General features: G+C 49.4%; 8 protein-coding genes. 6 read left to right on the top strand and 2 right to left on the bottom strand.

Annotated elements, in window-relative coordinates; all coding sequences use genetic code 11:
* The first annotated feature begins 395 nt into the window (after nucleotides 1–395).
* From NG795_RS27385 to NG795_RS27375, 3 genes are all read left to right on the top strand, one after another.
* On the top strand, nucleotides 396–6,053 hold the full coding sequence (locus NG795_RS27385; protein WP_367291775.1) for an alpha-2-macroglobulin family protein: 5,658 nt from the start codon (nucleotides 396–398) through the stop codon (nucleotides 6,051–6,053).
* Between the two features lie 283 nt (nucleotides 6,054–6,336).
* A complete protein-coding gene (locus NG795_RS27380; RefSeq protein ID WP_367291774.1) occupies nucleotides 6,337–6,954 on the top strand; it encodes a Uma2 family endonuclease in 618 nt (205 codons plus the stop codon).
* A 247-nt stretch (nucleotides 6,955–7,201) separates the two neighbouring features.
* Nucleotides 7,202–12,649 (top strand): trifunctional serine/threonine-protein kinase/ATP-binding protein/sensor histidine kinase, encoded by a 5,448-nt coding sequence (locus tag NG795_RS27375; protein WP_367291773.1) that lies wholly within the window; start codon nucleotides 7,202–7,204, stop codon nucleotides 12,647–12,649.
* Nucleotides 12,650–13,082: 433 nt separating this feature from the next.
* On the opposite strand, the gene NG795_RS27370 is transcribed toward NG795_RS27375, so the two are convergent.
* Nucleotides 13,083–15,998, bottom strand: a complete 2,916-nt coding sequence (locus NG795_RS27370) for an ATP-binding protein (protein ID WP_367291772.1) — start codon at nucleotides 15,996–15,998, stop codon at nucleotides 13,083–13,085.
* Nucleotides 15,999–16,659: 661 nt separating this feature from the next.
* On the opposite strand from NG795_RS27370, the gene rplI reads away from it, so the two are divergent.
* Both rplI and NG795_RS27360 read left to right on the top strand, forming a co-directional pair.
* Entirely contained in the window at nucleotides 16,660–17,118 is a 459-nt protein-coding gene (gene rplI, locus NG795_RS27365; protein WP_261200220.1) for a 50S ribosomal protein L9, read from the top strand.
* Between the two features lie 142 nt (nucleotides 17,119–17,260).
* Entirely contained in the window at nucleotides 17,261–19,906 is a 2,646-nt protein-coding gene (locus tag NG795_RS27360; RefSeq protein ID WP_367291771.1) for a replicative DNA helicase, read from the top strand.
* A gap of 119 nt (nucleotides 19,907–20,025) precedes the next feature.
* Here NG795_RS27360 and purD read toward each other — a convergent pair whose 3' ends face one another.
* Entirely contained in the window at nucleotides 20,026–21,315 is a 1,290-nt protein-coding gene (gene purD / locus NG795_RS27355; RefSeq protein ID WP_367291770.1) for a phosphoribosylamine--glycine ligase, read from the bottom strand.
* A gap of 135 nt (nucleotides 21,316–21,450) precedes the next feature.
* Between purD and NG795_RS27350 the strand changes: the two genes are divergently transcribed.
* Complete coding sequence (locus NG795_RS27350; protein WP_367291769.1) at nucleotides 21,451–22,401, top strand: NAD-dependent epimerase/dehydratase family protein; 951 nt, start codon at nucleotides 21,451–21,453, stop codon at nucleotides 22,399–22,401.
* Nucleotides 22,402–22,507: the final 106 nt, after the last annotated feature.

The raw sequence follows: 22,507 nt of genomic DNA, 5'->3' as shown, positions 1-22,507 counted from the left end.
GACCGTACCTACCGTATTGAGTTCAAAATACATACTTACAAGTATCCGCCTGACTAAGTTTTGTCAGTCAACCAGGTTGCATCCTCACCCGGTTTTTTGATGTTTTCCCCGTTCTTCCCCGTGGATTCGGCATTGATTAAGAAAATCAACAAAATCTCGACCCTCTCGAAATTTTGAGTTTTAATAGCAGAGAGACTCTAGGGACGGCAGGACCTACCCTCTCTATGGATTCAAGAAACAATGGTCCCATCTGTGCCCCCCATCCGGGGACAGAACCCCAGAAGATCTGATCATATCCTTCATTCTCTTTGGTGATAAAAATGCGTCTAATCCGTAGAACTTGGACGTGGTTTATTTTAGGTCTGCTACTCTCATTTACCATAGCAGCCTGCAATTTGTTTCAAACTGCTTCAACCTTTAAACAACTCCCAGCAGTAGCGCCCCTAGCAACGCCGCAACTCCCGGACTGGATCGAAGAAATTTCCCCCACCGGAGAAGCCGACCCCTTGGCGCAAATTCGCATCCGGTTTAAAGACCCCGTAATTCCTTTAGAAAGTCTGGATTCACCGGAACAAACGGCCAAACTCAATCAATTTCAAATGACTCCCGAACTCCCGGGGCAATTTAGATTTTTAACCCCCCGGATGGTCGGATTTCAGCCCGATGAAGCCCTGCCTAAAGCCACTCGAATTCAAATTACTCTCAAAGCCGGTTTCGCTGATTTAAACAACCATCAACTCAGCCAGGATTTAGCCTGGACCTTCAACACCGAACCGATTAAACTCACCAATTTACCCACCAGTGACCCTCCGGATGAATATACTGAACCCGAATGGATTGACCTGAAACAACCCCTGGAATTTACCTCTAACGTGCCCCTGAATCTGAATTCTCTGAAACAGCACGTTAAATTAGTTCCCGTAGGCAGAAACGAAGGGGTTTCCCTGCAAGTCGATTCTGTGGACTCTGAGGAGGATTTAACGGCGAGTTCCGCCTTAGAATTTGACCCCTCTTTGCGGACTTGGACCTATCAAATTACCCCTCAACGGGAGTTAGAAAAAGGGACAGCTTACCGAGTGGAAGTTTCCCCCGGATTAGAGCCCGCCCGAGGAAACTTAGTCAGCGATCGCCCCTTTAGCAGTCAGGTTAAAACTTATGAAGCGTTCCAATTCCAAGGGATAGAATTGTATGGAAAACCCGACTATGGGTTTGCCTACGGACGCTTTCTGAATGGAACCCCTCAGTTAAAGTTTAATAACTGGATTGACCCGGCATCGTTGGAAAATCAAATCACTATCAATCCGCCCCCTAAAACTGAAGCCAAGCTATTACAATCATATCCCAATTCTAACCTAGTTACCCTCAATCCTTGGGTTTTAGAACCGGCTACTCAATATACCATTAATATTGGGTCAGAAGTTCAGGATAAATATGGACAAAAGTTAGGGAAACCGATTACGCTAAATCACCAAACCGGAGATTTAGCTGCAGAAATTTGGGCCCCTTCAGACTTAAATATTTTCCCCACGGGCAAAGATTTAGAATTGACACTTTCGGCAGTTAATCTACCGAATTCGGCCTATAAAGCCGCCTATCGAATTGTCGAACCGACGGATTTAGTCTTTACCGATTCCGCTTATCCCCGAGGGAATGAGACGGACTTGTTACCAAACCCCAGTAATTGGCAAACTTTCCCCATTTCATCTCTTCCTAAAAATCAGACGGCTACCGTGGCGATTCCCTTACAAGAACGCCTGGGTAGAAGCACAGGAATGTTAGCCTATGGGATTCAAGCGCGTACCAATTCTTATCAAGAAGAGGGGCAACAAAAATGGAATGAACCTAACTTTTATGGGATGGTTCAACTCACCAACTTAGGCGTATTTAGTCAGTGGTTTCCCGATACTGGACTGGTGAAAGTTAATCATCTGTCTGATGGGTCAGCCGTTGGCGGTGCAAGGGTGGAAATTTATCAATCTCAAACCAATGCTACCACGCGATCGCCCGTGACTCCCTGTGCCACCGGAACCACCAATGCCACCGGAATTTTAGTCTTAAATTCCCAGCAGGTGCAACGCTGCCGCCAGAGTGCAGAAGACCCACCGGAATTACTCGCCGTCGCCCGAGAAAACCAAGATTGGGCCTATACCCGCATTTGGCAATATAGCGGCGCTTATGGATATGGCATTGATGGCGGATGGAATGCCGGAAAACCCCTATCTCGCGGGACAATTTTTAGCGATCGCCAACTCTATAAACCCGGAGAAACCGCCGAGTTCACTGCCGTCGCTTACTATCTGGAAAATGGCGATTTAATCCAGCATAAAAATGCCGCTTATACCGTCACCTTGCGCGACCCCGACGGCAACGCAACCGCCCTGGGAAGCCAAACCACCAATGAATTTGGCACCTTTTCTTTAGAAGTTCCCCTCGATAGCAGTCTGCCTTTGGGATACTATTCCATTGTCGCCAAATCCAACAACGAGGTAGAACTCAATGGAGAATTCCGCATTGCTGAATTTAAACCGCCGAACTTCCAAGTGCAACTCGCCCTGGATAAAACCTACGCCCTGAGTAATGAAAAAATCCAGGCCAAAGCAGAGAGTAACTATCTGTTTGGTTCCCCAGTTGCCGGGGGAAATGCCAAATATTACATCACGCGATCGCCCGCTGACTTCACCCCTCCCGGTTGGCCCGGATTCACCTTTGGTCGCCAATGGTTTTGGCCCGAAGAACAACCGGAAATTCCCAGTGAAGTCCTCCAACAAACCGCTATTTTAGACAACAGCGGTTCCAATACCTTAAACTTCACCATTGACCGGGATTTACCCTATCCCATGACCTATCGGATTGATGCAGAAGTCACGGATATTTCTAATCTTTCCGTTGCTAATTCTCAAAGCGTAACTGCCTTACCCAGCGACAAATTAATCGGTGTGAAAAGCAACTTTGTCGCCGATGCCGGGAAACCCTTTTCCATCGAGGCGATCGTCACCGACCCCACCGGAACTGCCGTCAACGGACAAACCCTGCGGGTGGAACTGCAAAAAATGGATTACAGCAGCGTCACCCGAGTAGTCGAAGGCAGTCGGACCCCCCGCTATCAGGTGGAATATGAAACCGTCGCCACGGAAACTGTCAAAACCGGCAATACCCCGAAAACCGTCTCTCTCACCCCTCCCGAAGCAGGTTCCTATCGGATTCGGGTCAACCTTGCCAACGCCAAAACCGACGCCACCACCACCGATGTGCAAATTTGGGCCACCGGAACCCGGGGAGTAAGTTGGGGACGACGTAGCGATCGCGAGAACTTCCTAGAAGTCAAACTCGACAAAGACAACTACCAACCCGGTGACATTGCCACCGCCTTAATCCAGTCTCCCTACCCCGAAGCAGAACTCTACTTCGCCGTTGTGCGAGATCAACCCTTGTATCAAACCACCACCAAAGTCAGTGGCGGTGCACCGCAAATTCAATTTAAAGTTACCCCGGAAATGCTCCCCAATGCCGCAGTGGAAGCAGTCCTCATCCGCCAAGGACCGCCCTTAGACCAAGTGGAACCGGCCAACTTGGAAGATTTGGTCAAAATCGGGTTTGCACCGTTTAAAACCGATTTAGGGGAAAAATATCTCAAGGTCCAAGTCACTCCCACCCAAGCAACGGTCCAACCCGGGACCCAGGAAACCGTCCAACTGCAAGTTACCGACAGCCAAAATCGTCCCGTCCAAGGCCAATTAACGGTGATGGTGGTCAATGAGGCTGTCTTACAACTCACCGGATATCGTCCCCCTAACTTAGTGGATACAGTGTATGCAGAACAACCGATTTCCACAAGCTGGAGTGATAACCGCTTCAATGTTGTGCTATCTCCCCTGAGTTCTCCTTTGCAAAAAGGCTGGGGATACGGAGGCGGATTTTCTGCCGGTTCAGGAAGTACCCGAATTCGCACGGAGTTTAAACCCTTGGCCTATTACAATGGGTCCGTGATGAGCGATCGCAACGGACGGGCGACCGTGAGTTTCTCACTTCCAGATGATTTAACCACCTGGCGAGTCATGGCCGTTGCTACAACAACAGATATGCGCTTTGGAAATGGAGAAAATACCTTTATTTCCAGTAAACCCCTGATGGCAACTCCTCTATTACCGCAATTTGTGCGACCCGGCGATCGCTTCTCAGGCGGTCTTGCCATCACCAACACCACCGGAGAAAAAGGCCGCTTACAACTCCAAGGTTCCGTGAGTGAGAACCTGAATTTTGCTGACAAATCTGCCAATACTCAAACCTTGCAAACCCAGGCCGCAGCGGGAACCCGCGCCTATCGCTTCCCCATGCAATCTGCCACCACTGGCGAAGGAACGGTGCGCTTTGTCAGTCAACTAAACCGGGAGGGAGATGCCTTCGAGGTTCCCTTATCGGTCCGACAACTCACGGTCAGTGAGACGGTTGTTGATACCGGAACCACCGAAAATCAGGTGAATATTCCCCTGAATATTGACAACAACGTGCTACCGAATGTGGGAGGATTACAAGTTGACCTGGCCTCAACTTTAATCCCCGAAATTACAGCATCAGCGCGAGATATATTGGACGAGGATAGCTTACCCTTTTTAGAACCCGCGGCCTCACAACTGGCCGTTGCTGCTAACCTGCAAATTCTCGGACAAAAGTACCGACAAGCATTAGGAGAATTTAACCCCACCGAACAAGCAAACCTCGCCCTCGATCGCCTCCAAAACCTGCAACTCCCCGACGGTGGATTTGCCAGCTATCCTGGACAAACCCAATCCGACCCCTTCCTCACCGCTTATGCTGCGGAAAGTTTATCTCAAGGGAAAACCGCCGGATTTGCAGTGGATGAGGGAATGGTCTCACGTCTGCGCGGATACTTACAAAAAACCCTTGCCGACCCCGGACAATATTCCTATTGCACCAGTCAATCCTGTAAAAACCGCGTCCGTCTCGGCGCATTAATGGCCCTCTCGGAACTGGGAGAACGGCGCAACGACTTTCTCGCGGATATATACGCCCAACGGAATGACTTAGATGCCGTCGCACAAACCAAACTGGCGCGCTATTTAGGACAATTCCCAGACTGGCAAACTGAGGCGCAATCTCTCTCCACTCAACGCTTTGAAACCGTCGCCGAAACTGGGCGATCGGCCACGGTGAACCTGCCTCAAGGATGGGGATGGTTAAGTTCCCCCACCACCGCACAAGCACAAACCCTCCGCTTGGCGATCGCCCGAGAAACAAACCCCACCCAACGCGATCGCCTCCTGCAAGGGTTACTCAACCAACGCCGTCAGGGAACCTGGGAAAATCGCTACGCCAACGCCGAAGCACTTGCTGCCTTAGTCGCCTATAGCAATACCCAACCCACTCCCCCCAACTTCACCGCCACCGCCACCCTAGGCGGCAATACCCTAGACTCGATGCAGTTCCAAGGGTATGACAATTCCCGGCAATTTATCCAAGTAGCAATGGATAGCATCCCCAAAGGACAAACTAACCTCACCCTGAATAAAACCGGGAATGGCACGTTGCACTACTTGGTAGAATACGGATATCGGTTACCGGGAAATCAACCGGGACGGTATAACGGATTGCGAGTCGAACGGAAAATCAGTCCAGCAGGAAGCGACAAGGCGATCGCGCAATTTGGGTTAACAAAACCGGATAAACCCCTAACAGTTGCTGCCGGACAAGTGTTTGATATTGGGTTAGAAATCATCAGCGATCGCCCAGTCGATCATGTCGTGATTACAGACCCGCTACCGGCCGGATTTGAAGCCGTTGATAGCAGTTTCCAGACCACAACTTCATCCATAAAATCGGCACAAAGTAGCTGGGAAATAGGCTATCAAAACCTCTATAGCGATCGCATCGTCGCTTATGCCGATCGCCTACAACCGGGAGTTTACACCCTGCATTATTTAGTGCGATCGGTCACCCCCGGCATCTACGAATGGCCCGGTGCCCATGTTCATCTCCAATATGCCCCCGAAGAGTTCGGGCGATCGGCCTCCTCTAGCTTGGAGGTGAAAGAGTAAAACCCATAAACCGGCGGGGGTTCAAACGATTGGCGGCCTGATAGCTAAAGTCGGTTAAAACCGACTATTGTCTTAATCTATAAGGCAAGGTTTTCAGACCAACCGTAAATGAAAGGGTTAAAATGGGTAAAAGACAATTCAAAGCCGTTCCCGGTAAGTAAGTTTTTCAGTCGGTTTTAACCGACTTAAGCGATTAGGCCGCCAATCGTTTAAACCCCCGCCGGTTGGGGCGGTCAAGTTTAACCCCCACCCATTATTACCAATCTCTATCCCCAAACCAACCATGATTGCTATAAAATCTGATGAACCTATCACTCCCGAAGAATACTTAAAACGCGAACGTCATAGCCCCATCAAACATGAATATCTTGATGGGGAAGTTTACGCAATGGCAGGCACAAGCAAAGACCATAATATTATCAGTGGTAATCTTTATATCTTCTTGCGAAACGCTCTTAAAAACTCTCCCTGTCGTACCTACTTTGCAGACCTCAAAGTAAGGATTAATGAAGGAAACCGCTTTTTCTACCCTGATTTAGTAGTCAATTGCGACCCCACTGATCAGCAAAATGTTCTCTATGTAGACACCCCGACAGTCATCATCGAAGTATTATCCGAATCCACGGAATCCTTTGACCGGGGTAAAAAGTTCCAATGTTATCGGACTATTCCCAGTTTACAAGATTATATCCTCGTCAGTTCTCAGGAGTATGTCGTAGAAATATTTCACCGAATAGAAGGCGATCGCTGGATGTTAGAAACCTATCAAGGATTATCTGAAATAGCAAAAATTGCCAGTCTTGACCTCAACCTCCCCCTCTCCGAAATCTACGCGACCCTAGACTTGACCCCGGTAGAAAATCCGGCCTCCTTAGAAGAGGAAAAAAAACCCGGTTTCTAGGACCAGGCACTCCTGTGTCCTCTCGATTCATCGCTCAATCAACAGGGTTTCTGTGAACTGTGGTAGAATGGCACGACTAGAACGGGAATGTCATACTAAATCCGGTGGTCAAAAACCTACTTTAACAATGACAGCCCGTGCAGGAGAGGGTCCATCCGGTGAGCCTCCAACCTTGAGGGTGTTTTTTTAAGTAGACATAATGAATACCAGATTAGGTATAACCCATCAATCGGAAACAGACAGAACAATGTCCTCTTCTAGTCCCTCCCCGACATTCCCCGACATTCCCGGCTACACTCTCCTCGAACAGTTGTACCTCGGTTCCCGGACCGTTACCTATCGGGGCATCCAGCAGGCAGAACAGCGGCCTGTTGTCATCAAACTCTTGCGGCAGGAACGTCCCAGCTTTGGCGAATTAGTACAGTTTCGCAACCAGTACGCGATCGCCCAAACCCTGGACCTTCCCGGTATCCTTCAGCCCTTGAGTTTAGAACCCACCGGAAACAGCTATGCCTTGATCATGGACGACTGGGGGGGAGTCTCATTAAAAGACTATAGCCAGCAGTATCCGTTAACTCTGGCCCAAATTTTAGCCATCGCCATCCAGGTGGCCCAGATTCTCCATGACTTACACCAACAGCGCGTCATTCATAAAGACATCAAACCCGCTAACCTCCTGATTCACCCCCAGACTCAGGAAATCAAACTCATCGACTTTAGCATCGCCTCCCAACTGCCCAAAGAAGTCCAGGAAATCCAAACCCCCAACACCCTCCAAGGAACCCTCGCCTATCTCGCCCCAGAACAAACCGGGCGGATGAATCGGGGGATCGACTACCGCGCCGATTATTACGCCTTTGGGGTCACCCTCTACCAACTCCTCAGCGGCCAACTCCCCTTCCGCGCTGACGATCCTTTAGAGTTAATCCACAGTCATATCGCCAAGATACCCACCCCCCTGCATCAGGTGAATCCCAGCATTCCCGAACCTGTTGCCGCCCTGGTGGGGAAACTGATGGCTAAAAATGCCGAAGACCGCTATCAAAGCGCCCTTGGCATCAAATATGACCTAGAACACTGTTTAGCGCAATGGCAACGTCAAGGGGCCATCAGCCACCTGGAACTGGGGCAACGGGATGTGAGCGATCGCTTCCTGATCCCTGAAAAACTCTATGGCCGAGAGGCCCAAGTCCAAACCCTGCTCAACGCCTTTGAGCGCGTCAGCCAAGGCCCCTCAGAAATCATGCTCGTGACCGGGTTCTCCGGTATCGGCAAAACTGCCGTGGTTCAGGAAGTGCACAAACCCATCCTGGAAAAACGGGGCTATTTTATCCAGGGTAAATTTGACCAATTTAAGCGCAACATCCCCTTAGATGCCCTGATGCAAGCCGTTGAAGACCTGATTGAACAACTGCTTTATGAACCCGATGAGCGATTGAGGCGCTGGAATGCTGCCATTTCCGAAGTTCTGGGGGACAACGGACAAGTTCTGATTGACGTCATCCCCGAACTGGAACAGATTATCGGTCCCCAACCCCCCGCTCCGGAACTCTCAGGAACCGCCGCTCAAAATCGCTTTAACCGCCTGTTACAGCAGTTCATCGAATGCTTTGCCCAACGGGAACATTCCCTGGTGATCTTCCTCGATGACCTCCAGTGGGCAGATTCCGCCTCCATCCAAGTGCTGAAATTACTGATCAAGGGACAAGGCTCCGTGCTCCTGTTGGGAGCCTATCGAGATAATGAAGTCTCACCGGGCCATCCCCTCCTCCTGGCCCTGGATGAACTGCAACAAGCTCACGTTTTCGTCAATACCATCCACCTCGGACCGCTCCAGTTCCAGGATATCAACCAGCTTGTGGCCGATACCCTCAACTGTTCCCTAGAATTGGCTCAACCCCTGGCAGAGTTCACGGCGCGCCAAACCCAGGGGAATCCCTTTTTCATTAGCCAGTTTCTCAAAACCTTACATCGGGATGGCTACATCACTTTTAACTCCCAGCAGGGCCAATGGGACTGTGAGATTCGCCAAATTGGCACTCTCTCCCTCACCGAGGATGTGGTGGAATTTCTGGCGGAACAATTGCAAAAACTCCCTCCCGAAAGCCAATCCGCCCTCAAATTAGCTGCCTGCATCGGCAACGAGTTTGATTTAGCCACCCTCAGCATGGTTTCGCAGCAAGCCCCCCGGGAGGTGGCGATCGCCCTGTGGGCTGCCTTACAAGAGGGGCTAATTTTACCCACCACCGCCCTGTACCAATTCTTTCAAGATGTCGAATCCTTGGGGTTAAGCCCGGATATCAATCCCAGCTATCGCTTTCTCCACGATCGCGTTCAACAAGCGGCCTATTTCCTCATCCCTGACAGCGACAAACCCGCCACCCATTGGCAAATTGGGCAACTCCTCCTGCAACGCGGCGATCGCCAAGCTCAAGGGGATAAACTCTTTGATATTGTCAATCAACTCAACGCCGGAACCGCCCTGATCACCACCCCCGCCCAGCAGCAACAGGTGGCGGAACTGAACCTAGAGGCGGGACGCAAAGCCGTCGCTGCTGCTGCCTATAAAACCGCCGCCACCTACTTCCAAGCCGGAGTGGCCCAACTCCCTCCCCAGTCTTGGGAACAACTCTACGACCTCACCCTGAAGCTCTATAGTAATGCCGTCGAGGTGGCTTTCCTCAACGGGGAGTACCGGGGGATGGAAGAACTCGCCCAGGAAGTTTTAGCCCATGCTGAATGCTTCCTGGATCAGATTCCCATCCATGACATCAAAATCCAAGCCTATATCTCGCAAAATCGCTTACCGGAGGCGTTAGCCCTAGGGAAATACGTTTTAGCCCAGTTGGGCATTCATTTACCCGATAGCCCAACCCCCGAGGATACAACCCTAGCTCTGGAGCGGGTTGAGACTCGGCTCGCCCATCGCCCGGTGCATCAGCTTCTCGATTTGCCCGAGATGGAGAACCCAGAAAAACTGGCCGCCCTGGGGATTTTAATCACCTTAACTTCAATTACCTTGGTCGCCTATCCGAGTCTATTGCCCCTGGTGATTTGTGAGCAAATCAGCTTATCTCTAGAGCAGGGCAATTCATTCGGGGCTGCTGTGGTTTATAGTTTTTATGGGATGATTCTCTTGAATTTGGGTCAGTTTGCCCAGGGTTTTGAGTTCGGACAACTGGCGCTGGAGCTACTGGAAAAATTCAATGCCACAAGCCTCAAAGCTAGAGTTTTAAACATGGTCTACGTGACGATTCTCCCTTGGCAACAGCCCTTAAGAGACTGTCTCCCAGCGTTGCAAGAAGGGTATCATGCAGGGCTAGAAACCGGGGATTTTGAATATGGAGCCTATTGCATTTTACATTATCATGAATATGAGTATTTTTGTGGTGAAAATCTGATTAAATTAGGGGAAAAGCTCACTCAATATAGTCCGGCACTAGAGGAAATCAATCAACGCAATTCCCTGACCTATCACGAGATTTATCGACAGGCGGTTTTGAACCTCCTGGATGCGCCGGAGCAGCCTACGGAATTAGTGGGAGCAGCCTATAATGAACGGCAGTCGTTACCCCTGCATTATCAGGTGAACGATCGCTATGCGCTCTATCAGGTATATCTCCATAAACTGATTCTCTGCTATCTGTTGGGTGAGATTGAGCCAGGACGGGAATTTGCCGATTTAGCGAAACCTTATATTAATGGGGTTACAGGGATGTATTTCGGCTCCGTCTTTTATTTCTATGATTCCTTGGTGCAGTTAGCGGACTATAGCCATCTGCCCAAAGAACAGCAACAGGGAATTGTAGAGAGGGTTCAGGAAAACCAGGAGAAACTTCAACGATGGGCCGAATCTGCCCCGGTGAACTTTCAGCATAAGTTTGAGTTAGTGGAAGCGGAACGGTATCGGGTGTTAGGTGAGAATATGGCGGCGATGGAGGCGTATGAGCGGGCGATCGCTGGTGCGAAAGCGGCCCAGTACCCCCAGGAGGAAGCCCTCGCCTGTGAACGCGCCGCCCAGTTTTATCAAGCTTGGGGTAAGGACAAAATCGCCCAGGTGTATCTCACTGATGCCTATTATGGGTATATCTATTGGGGGGCGAAGACCAAAGTGGCGGATTTAGAACGTCGTTATCCTCGCCTACTTGCACCGATGCTCAATCCTCAGCGATCGGTGGGGTCGATGATGGAGACCTCTTTAGCCACTCAGTCTATCACCTTCACTCAAACCGCGACGAATCAATCCTCTAGTGCGGACAGTAGCACGCTCTCGGTCAGTCTGGACCTCGCCAGCGTCTTAAAAGCCTCTCAAACCCTGTCCGGTGAGATGGATCTGAACTCACTTCTAGCGAGGCTGCTGGAGATTGTTCTCAAGAATGCGGGGGCGGATAAGGGGTTGTTGTTGATGCCCCAGGGGAGCGAATGGTTTATCGAGGCGATCGCCACTCTGGAAGCGGCCCCTCGTGTGGAGTCGATTCCCCTTGATGGTTATCCTGAGATTGCCGAAACCCTATTCCATACTGTTCGCCGCACCCTCAAGCCGATGGTGATTACTGATGCAGTGGTGCATCCCCGGTTGAGAGGCGATCGCTATGTGAGGGAACAGCAACCGAAGAGTTTACTGGGGATTCCCATCGTCCAACAGGGAACTCTGATGGGGGTGCTGTATTTGGAGAATCAGCAGACGATAGGCGCATTTACAGGCGATCGCGTGGAAACCTTACAAATTTTAGCCGCTCAAGCAGCTATCTCCATTCAAAATGCTCGCCTCTATCAACAAGTTGCCGACTATTCCCATACCTTAGAAGCAGACGTGGAGCGCAAAACCCAAGCCCTCCGCCAAAAAGCCCTTGACTTAGAAGCCACTCTCACCCACTTGCAACAAACCCAATCCCAACTGATTCAAAGTGAAAAAATGTCCGCCCTGGGTCAATTAGTCGGTGGCATTGCCCATGAAATCAACAATCCCATCAACTTTATTCATGGCAATCTGGCCCATGCCGCACAATATATCACCGATTTATTGCGCCTGATTGACTGTTATCAACAGGAATATCCCCCAGAAAATGCCGAGGTGCAAGCGTTAATCGATGAAATTGAGTTGAGTTTTATCTCCGACGACTATCAGAATTTATTTAAGTCCATGAGAACCGGGAGTGAGCGGATTAAAACCATTATTCTCAATCTTCGTAATTTCTCCCGCTTGGATGAGTCGGATATCAAAACCGTGGATTTACATGAAGGACTAGAAAGCACCCTGATGATTTTACAAGGGCGGTTAGCGGGAAACCCCAAAACTCCTCCAATTCAGGTGGTGAAGGAGTATGGAACCCTTCCGGGTCTGTCCTGTTATGCCAGTCAAATTAATCAAGTCTTTTTAAGTCTGTTAAGTAATGCCATTGATGCCTTGCAGAATTTCCAAAAAGCGGAGGTTCAACCGACAATTCGGATTCAAACTAAGTCCTTGGATTCTGATGCTATTGAGGTGACCATTTCCGATAATGGCAATGGGATTGCGGAGGAGATTAAAGAGCATATTTTTGAACCCTTTTTCACGACCAAATCCGTGGGACAGGGAACAGGGTTAGGGCTATCGGTGAGTTATGCCATTATCTCCCGTCATGGCGGTTCTCTCACCTGTCAGTCGCAATTTGGAGTGGGGACGGATCTGGTGATTCGGCTGCCGGTGTCTTAGGATTGGAGGGATTTTGGGGTTGATGGGTGATTGGAGCAGTTGAGTGGTTGGTTCAGGGAGATTTCACAAACAAACTGGGCTGCTGTGAGGTGTGGGGTTAAGTGTATGACTATCGATGAGCTAGGATGAAAGAGGAAGTTTAACCCCCTCAACATTTATTATAGCGGTCCCCACAGTTATGAGGTATAGTATTAAGGAGTGTGAGCAAGATGCTCACACTCCTTAATACTTAATAGCACACTGAAAGGTGCGGGTTGTGGCTTTATACGGAATTCGGTTGTGATAGGTCTTTAAAAACAAGTAGGCCCTTCGACTCCCTTCGACTGGCTCAGGACAGGCTTCGCCCAGCTCAGAGCTCAGGAGGCATTGCCCACCTGCACAGAAAGGTGGGCAGTGCCCTACTTTTAACTACTTTTACCAACCGGATTCCGTATTAATTGCTGGCGCTGCCCACTTCCGGTTGGGCCGGTTTTCTCACAGTTCTGACGGGGATTTCAATGATGAATTGTGCCCCTTCTCCCAGTTCCGAAGCACAATACAACCGCCCACCGTGTTTTTCTACAACAATTTGATAACAAATCGACAATCCTAAACCCGTTCCTTCTCCAACACCTTTGGTGGTAAAAAAGGGATCAAACAGACGGTGACGGATGCTTTCTGGGATTCCGGTCCCATTATCGGCGATCGTAATTCTCACCCAGTGCGAATCTAAGGCAGCGGTGCGAATGGTAATCCTCGGGCCCAGGACATTTCCCCCATCAGGGGTCATTGTAGCGCCTTGAAACCCCTCATGGAGCGCATCGATCGCATTACTGATAATATTCATGAACACCTGATTTAGCTGACTGGCGAAACATTCAACTTCGGGTAACTCACTATACTCTTGGATAATTTCAATGCGCGGACATTGGGCTTTAGGCTTGAGCCGGTTTTGCAAAATTAATAAGGTACTGTCAATCCCCTCATGAATGTTAACCGCTTTCATATCTGATTCATCAATCCGAGAGAAATTTCTCAAGGTTAAAACAATCTGCCGAATCCGTTCGGCCCCGAGTTTCATCGAAGCAATCATCTTGGGCAAATCTTCCGCCAAAAAAGCGAGGTCCATCTGTTCACTAAATTCCTCAACCTCGGAATTTGACTCAGGATACGAGGCTTGATAAAGACGAATTAATGCCAATAGATCCGTGGCATATTCGTTAATATAGGTTAAATTGCCATAGATAAAGTTGACTGGATTATTAATTTCATGAGCTACCCCAGCCACCAATTGCCCCAGACTAGACATTTTTTCAGTTTGAATCAGTTGGGATTGGGTTTGTTTGAGTTCAGATAAAGCGGTTTCCAGTTCCTGCGCTTGCCGAGTAGCCGTGGCAGTGAGTTCTTCTTGTCGGGTAAATGCGGCTTTTAATTCCGCTTCGGCCTGTTTACGCGGGGTGATATCTCGTAAAATCACGATATACTCGATTTGATCCCAATTAGTCCGAGAAGAAAGGGAGACTTCCACCGTTTTTTGAGCGAATGATTCGGCTGAAAATTGCTCCTGTGCAAAGGCGATCGCCCTGGGGTTGACAATCTGCTCACAACGGGTATGCCAAAACTGGGGAGCGTCCCTGAGTCCGGGTAAGAGTTGGGCCATTTTCACCCCGGCTAAGGCTTGAGCCGAGACCCCAAATAGGGCACAAGCGGCAGGATTTGCCCGGGCGATCGCCCCGTGCTCATCAATCACCATAATCGGATCGAGGGCAACGTTAAATAAGTGTTCCGTGGCTTCTTGGGCTTCCACAATTGAGGCAATTTGGGGCAAAGTCGTCCAACAGGCGATCGCCACGCCGACCAATGCAATACTGAGTAACAACAAGACATAAAGCTCACTGGCGGCTGCTAAACCACTCCCTTCAACCACTGTCCGGACCACCCAGCCAACCGTTAACGCCCCACAGATTAAAAACAGTAAAACACCGACTTGTAAAACATCAAAATTTTGGAACTGTCCTGAACGGCGACGGCGATAGAGCGCAAACCACCACTCAGCCCGAAATAAGGGAACAGAACGGCGTCGGATTAACCCATCAACCACGAGAATCGTGGGAGGGAGCAATAATCCCATCAGCCAATGGTTCCACCCCCAGGCGAACCCTCCAACTACCATCACTAAACTTTCAACGATCAGGAAAAGCAAAGACAAACGGGGCCATTTGACCTCCGGGCGATCGCGATTGAGCCATAAACTCAAATGCACCGCCATCATCGAGGAGAGATATCCCGTACCCGCCACCATCACCACATGGGAGACATCCCCCCACAGCAGGTAAATCAAACTCAAGATAAAAGTGAACAATAACCCCGGTCCAAACACCCCCCGAGATGACACGACCCCAAATACGGGGGCCATATACCCGTCAAGGGCTAACTGATACAAAACCCTTGGGGCGTTAGCAATGGCGGTAGTTGAACTGAGCAAACATCCTGCCGAGAGGAGGAACGTCACCAATGTCGAAGCTGCTGATCCCCAAAAGGGTTTAGCACCTGCTACTAAATGCAAAAATGTATTATTCCCTAAACTTGGGTCACTGGCTAAACGCATCAAAATCCATGAGCCACCCACATAGACAATGGGCAATAAAACAGCCGCAAAAGATAAGGTTTTAAGGGTGCTTCTCGGATGCCGACTATCTGCAACAAAAGAAGAGGCATTTTCACAGCCATAGGCGGCATAAACGGCAACAAAAAACCACTTTGCCCATTCGACCCAGTTAAACTGACCCCAATCGCTGGGTAAAATGCCGGGACTGGCTGGCGCAAAGGTGAGCCAACCCAAACCTTGCAAGCCAAAGGTGATCAAAAACCCGATCGCCGGGATGATAAAACACAGGTGCAAAATGCCTAAGGTTCGGGTGCCACTAAATGCGACAATATAGGGGATGACGGTAAATCCGAGCCGCAAGAGATTTTCTGGCACGGAAATACCCACCGGGTTTAAATTGGCAAGCACTAAGTCCGAGAGGATGATGGCATTCATGGGCGGTACGGAAACCCATCCCAGCCAATAACCGACTGCCCCATAACGGGCTGCGATCGGATATTTTGCCAGTAGTCTGGCTGCATAATTGGGGGTTCCACCGGACATATCGGGCCAACGCATCCCCAAATGTTGGACTTGGAGGTTGAGTAAGATGCCAATAATTGCGGCAGGAATCCAGACAAAAATGGCTTGCACTCCCAAAGCGGCATTCATCGCCGGTGCGGGTCCCAGCCATAATAAGAGTCCGCTTAAGCCAAAACCCCAAGTTTCTAGAAAACTTAAGCTGCGTTTGAGTCGAACCAATGGCAATGTTTGGGTTTCCATGGGAAAAGTACCAATTTTGATAAGTATAGGATCACGATAGGCGATCGGTCTGTGTCTTTTCACGGTATCAAATCCCCTATTGAAGTGTTTGAGACTGTAAATGAGCCACCCTGCCTGGTGTGACCTGATTAGGCGGGCCTTTTGAGGCGATCGGTCCCATCCGTTTATTTTGGCGTGGTTGCGGAGTTTCTCCTTTGCTTTTGTAGGGTGAGGGGTAGCCCAATTGCTCATGGGGTGGGGTTGCAAAAGGCGATCGCACTCAAATGCAGCCCTCATAAAAACTAAGTCACTCAACCTAATTATCACTAAATTGGTTAAATTTTCAATCCATCGCTCCCCGAATAAACCGAGTCCGGACCAACAATTCTCATCCGCTCAGGCTGAAATAAACGCCAATTGTCAGAATGGTATGTATAAAATTATATACCCCCTAAAAATTCCCGCATCCAAAGCCACTCAATCTGTTGTACTCACCCTAAATAACCTCTTTCCACCCCTAGAGTCCAGACCCCAGACGTCAGTTCTCCCCACCCCCAAATCACACCCCCTCCGTGAAAATCCGTGAACTCAGTGGTTAAACTCCCCAAATCATACCCCCTCCCTATTGCCATCTGTCCCCGGGAAGCGTAAAATAGAGAGTTCTGACCGAACAGGAACCATTATGAGCAAACGAGTCCAAGTCGTACTAAGTCAAGATGTTAAAAAGCTGGGTAGATCCGGCGACCTCGTAGAAGTGGCCCCCGGTTATGCCCGGAACTACCTGCTACCCCAAGGCTTTGCAGTTCGTACCACCCCTGGTATTCTCCGTCAAGTGGAACGCCGCAGAGAATTAGAACGGCAACGTCTGCTGGAAGAAAAACAACAGGCACAATCCCGCAAAACGGCCCTGGAAACCATTGGACGCTTTACAATCTCCAAATCTGTTGGGGAAGGGGATGCGATTTTCGGGACCGTTACCGATCGCGAAGTGGCGGAAGTCATCCAAGCGGCTACTAACGAAGAAATCGATCGCCGTGGGATTACCCTGCCTGCTATTAGCAAGACTGGGTTCTATAAAGCACAAATCAAGTTACACCCCGAGGTTACCGCTGAAGTCGAAATTCAAGTGGTTGCGGGTTAAAATTCGGCGACTTTCCCAGGCGGAATTTCTCTCATGCCTGGGTCAAAATGGTCCCGAGATTTGTACAATAGAAAAGACGCGATTTATTTCTAATCCGAATAAATCGCGTCCGGTGCATCCAGACGAAATCTGAGTACAAATCGTGGCTGAAACCTTAAATTTCCAAGGCTATAGCGATCGCCTCCCTCCGCAAAACATCGACGCGGAAGAAAGTATTTTAGGCGGAATTCTCCTCGACCCGGAGGCCATCACCCGAGTCCTAGACCGACTGCCGCCGGATGGATTTTCTATCACCGCCCATCAACAGATTTACAAAGCGGCCATTGCTCTCCATTTCCAAGGCAAAGCCACAGATTTAATGACCGTCACCAGTTGGTTAGCCGACCATAAACTCCTCGAACAAGTCGGCGGACAAAGCAAACTGGCCCAACTCGTAGAACGCACGGTTTCGGCAGTCAATATTGACCAATATGCCGAACTGGTGGTCGATAAATATATGCGCCGCAAATTAATTCAAGGGGGACATCAAGTCGCTGAGTTAGGATTTGATACCACCACGGAATTAGCCACCCTTCTCGATAAAGCCGAACAAACCATTTTCAGCCTAACTCAGGACCGTCCTCAACAGGGTTTAGTTTCGATTTCCGAAACCCTGATTCAGACTTTTGAAAATATTGAAATCCATCAACAGGGGTTAGCTTTACCTGGGTTAACTTGTGGGTTTTATGACTTAGATGCCATGACCGGGGGTTTGCAGCGGTCTGATTTAATTATTATAGCTGGGAGACCGGCGATGGGGAAAACCAGTTTTGCCTTGAACCTAGGGCGCAATATTGCCGAATTTCATAAATTACCCGTGGCGGTATTTAGCCTAGAAATGTCCAAGGAACAACTGGTGCAACGGATGTTGTCTGGGGAAGCGGGAATTGAAAGTAATCGACTGCGATCGGGACGGATTGCTCAGAATGAATGGGAAGCCTTAAGTATTGCGATCGGGAATCTCTCCGAGTTACCCCTGTTTATTGATGATACTCCCAATATTACCATTACCGATATTCGCTCCAAATGTCGGCGACTGCAAGCAGAACAGGGGGGACAAATGGGATTAATTCTCCTGGATTATTTGCAGTTAATGGAAGGCAGTAGCCCGGATAATCGGGTCCAAGAGTTATCAAGAATTACCCGAGGATTGAAACAATTAGCGCGGGAGTTAAATGTTCCCATTATTACCTTGTCCCAACTCAGTCGGGGGGTAGAAGCGCGAACGAATAAACGCCCGATGATGTCCGATTTACGTGAATCCGGTTGTTTAACTGGGGATAGTTTGATTACCTTGGCAGATAGGGGGGTAGATGTACCGATTCGGGACTTAGTGGGTCAATCGGGTTTTGCCGTTTGGGCACTCAATCCAGTTACAATGCAGTTAGAACGGGCGATCGTGAGTCATGCCTTCTGTACGGGGGTCAAGCCTGTTTTTAAACTCACGACTCGCCTAGGACGTCAAATTCGAGCAACTGGGAATCATCAGTTTTTAGCCATTGACGGATGGAAGCGACTGGATGAGTTGCAGAAGGGCGATCGCCTCGCGTTACCCCGTCAATTACCCAGTTCCTCGGTGCGATCATATCGTCATCCTGAGTTAGCATTACTGGGGCATTTAATTGGGGATGGATGCACCCTACCTAGACACGCGATCCAATACACGACAAGAGAGAAAGACTTAGCTGATCTGGTTGTTTCTTTAGCGGTTGAAGTGTTTGGGGACCTCGTAAAGCCTCGAATTGTTAAAGAGCGAGACTGGTATCAGGTCTATCTTGCCGCCAGCTACCACCTCACTCATAAGGTCAGAAATCCAGTGGTGATCTGGTTAGAATCGATGGGTGTGTTTGGTTTAAGATCTTATGAGAAATATGTTCCTAAAATGGTGTTTGAACAACCCCCAGAAGAAATCGCCCTTTTCTTGCGTCACCTCTGGAGTACCGACGGTTGTATTAAAACCAGCAAAGTAAAAAATTCTTATCCGGCTGTTTACTACACTTCTAGTAGTCCCAAACTTTCCCAAAACGTTCAGGCCCTCTTACTCCGACTGGGTATCAACGCTCGACTATCTGTTAGTCCTCAACCGGGAAAAGGTCGGGAACAGCATCAAGTTTGGGTAAGTGGAAAGCCAGATTTAGAAAAATTTATCACCCAAATTGGTGCAGTTGGCGACTACAAACAGCAAGCACTTCAAGAAGTTGCTAACTATCTCGAAGTGCGTTCCGGAAACACAAATAGGGATGTGATTCCCCATGAGATCTGGAGAATGTATGCTGTTCCTGCCATGCAGCGTTCTGGGAAAACGATACGGCAGATGCAGGCTCAACTCGGGGTTGCTCACTGCGGAACAAGCCTTTACAAAAAGAACGTGAGCCGCGATCGCGCTGCTAAACTTGCTACGGTGGTTCAGTCAGAAGAGATTACTCGGTTAGCGAATAGCGATGTTTACTGGGATGAAATTGTGGCGATCGCACCCGATGGAGAAACCGAAGTGTTTGATTTAACAGTGCCAGTTCATCACAATTTCATTGCCAACAATATTATTGCCCATAATTCCATTGAACAAGACTCGGATATTGTGGTCATGCTCTATCGTGAAGAGTATTATAATCCTGACACCCCAGACCGAGGAATTGCTGAAGTGATTATTACCAAGCATCGGAATGGACCAACTGGGACAATTAAGTTGCTGTTTGACCCCCAGTTTACCAAGTTTAAAAATTTAGCCAGACCGCAACAACATTATTAAGCCAATGGAAACGATGCAAGCTCACCCCAACCGAGGCTATTTCATGAACAGTAGGCATTGCCTCCCTCTACTTATGCCGCATTAACAAACGTAGAGGAAGGCAATGCTACGCCTGAATTTTAAGCAATTGGGGACCGGACGCGATGGCCGATGTCTCGGCGATAGTAGGACCCATCGAAATGGATTTGTTCTACGCCTTGATAGGCTTTGGCAAAGGCATCGTCAAAATCTGTGCCGATCGCAGTAACGCCGAGGACTCTTCCTCCTTTGGTGAGCACTTGTCCGTTTTGGAGTTCGGTGCCAGCATGGAAGGTGACGGCCCCGATCGCCTCCGCTTGCTCTAATCCGGTAATCACATCCCCAGTTTTATAGTCTCCGGGATATCCTCCGGCGGCCATGACGACACAGGCGGAGGCTCCATTTTTCCAGCGCAGGGGAGGAAGTTCCGCTAGGGTTTGGTTGACGCAGGCGAGGAGAATTTCGTCCAGGGGGGTTTCTAAGAGGGGCAAAATAGCCTGGGTTTCGGGGTCCCCAAAGCGACAGTTAAATTCCAGCACTTTGATGTCACCTTCCGGGGAAATCATCAGTCCGGCATAGAGGACGCCGCGATAGTCGATGTTGCGATCGCGCAAACTGGCGATCGCCGGTTCCAAGACCTCCCTCTGCACCCGTTCCATCATCTCCGGAGTAACTAAGGGGGCCGGTGCATAGACTCCCATTCCCCCGGTATTCGGCCCTGTATCCCCTTCTCCCACGGCTTTATGATCCTGGGCCGGAAGTAAGGGGCGCACGGTTAAGCCATCGGTAATGGCTAATACGGAGGCTTCTTGACCGATCAAGCACTCTTCAACCACGATGCATTCACCGGATAGGCCAAATTTGCCTCCAAAGGATTCGGCGATCGCCGCTTTGGCTTCTTCCACCGTTGCCGCCACCGTTACCCCTTTCCCAGCGGCTAATCCATCGGCTTTGACCACAATCGGCGCACCCTGTTCTTCCACATAAGCCAATGCCTGGGGGATTTCTTCATCGGTGAAACTCTGCGATCGCGCCGTGGGAATTCCCACATCTTGCATAAATGCTTTCGCCCAGGACTTGCTCGCTTCCAGTTGTGCACCGGATTGAGAAGGACCAAATACGGGGATTTTTTCCTGGTGTAAGTAGTCGGCCATTCCCATTGCTAAGGGCACTTCTGGGCCAATCACGACTAACCCAATTTCATGGGTTTGGACCGCCTCTTTAATACCATAAAAATCTGTCGCTGTCAAGGCTAAATTTTGGCAATTTTCTAAAATTGCCGTGCCTCCATTTCCGGGCACACAAAACACAGTCTCAACCGTTTTAGACTCCAACAGTTTCCAAGCAAGGGCGTGTTCGCGGCCCCCATTTCCCACAACTAAAACCTTCACTGTTCCCTCGTTTAGCACTTAACTTGATCTCTGAGTCGGCCATAATGGTGACCCAATCGATTTTATGCTAGAACGGGATAGCTTCTTTAGGGTGATTTGCATTAATTTCTCTTCAACTGAACCTATGGTGAATTTATGACGATAAATATTGTGACGGGTGTGGGGGGTTTTGTTGGGTCTCATTTAGCTGAGGCACTGCTCGATCGCGGGGAACGGGTGATTGGCATTGACCAATTCAACGATTATTACGACCCGCGCTTAAAACGCCAGAATATTGCCTCCTTTGCAACCCATCCCGCCTTTCAACTGATTGAAGCGGATATCCAGTCCTTAGACTGGCGATCGCTGCTTGCCGATGTGGATTTCATCTATCATCAAGCGGCACAAGCTGGGGTCCGCGCCAGTTGGGGAGAGGGGTTTCGCGCTTACACCGAACGCAATCTCAACGCCACCCAAATCATGCTAGAGGCGGCGAAGGATGCTAAACAACTCCAGCGCTTTGTCTTCGCCTCTTCTTCCTCAGTTTATGGCAATGCCGAAACCATGCCGACGAGTGAAGCAATTTGTCCGGCACCTGTGTCCCCTTATGGGATTACTAAGCTGGCATCGGAACAATTATGTGTGTTATATCACCGCAATTTTGGGGTGCCCGTGGTGGGATTGCGTTATTTTACCGTCTATGGTCCTCGTCAGCGTCCGGATATGGCATTTCACAAGTTTTTTAAAGCGGCATTGGTTGACGAGGCAATCCCGATTTTTGGAGATGGACAGCAAACCCGAGATTTTACTTATATTAGTGATGCGGTTGCTGCTAATTTAGCCTCAGCGAGTTCCAAAGAAGCTTCTGGGGAAGTCTTCAATATTGGCGGTGGTTCTCGGGTGTCGTTAGCTCATGTGATTGATACGATTGAGGAAGTAATTGGACGTCCCATTCGTCGCAACCATATCGAGTCGGCGATCGGGGATGCGCGTCACACCAGTGCAGATGTTTCTAAAGCACAGCGTCTCATCGGATATCAGCCGCAAGTCCCTCTCAAAGAGGGATTAACCCACGAATGGGAGTGGATTCAATCCCTTTATCAGTAAAGGATTTTCATCTCCAGGTCGTTCTCTTAAGTTCGTAGTAACGACTTCAGTCGTTCTCTTCTCTTAAGTTCGTAGTAACGACTTCAGTCGTTCTCTTCTCTTAAGT

This window comes from Laspinema palackyanum D2c, from assembly GCF_025370875.1.
Classification (GTDB): Bacteria; Cyanobacteriota; Cyanobacteriia; order Cyanobacteriales; family Laspinemataceae; genus Laspinema; species Laspinema palackyanum.
This window is presented reverse-complemented; position numbering and strand designations above follow the sequence as displayed.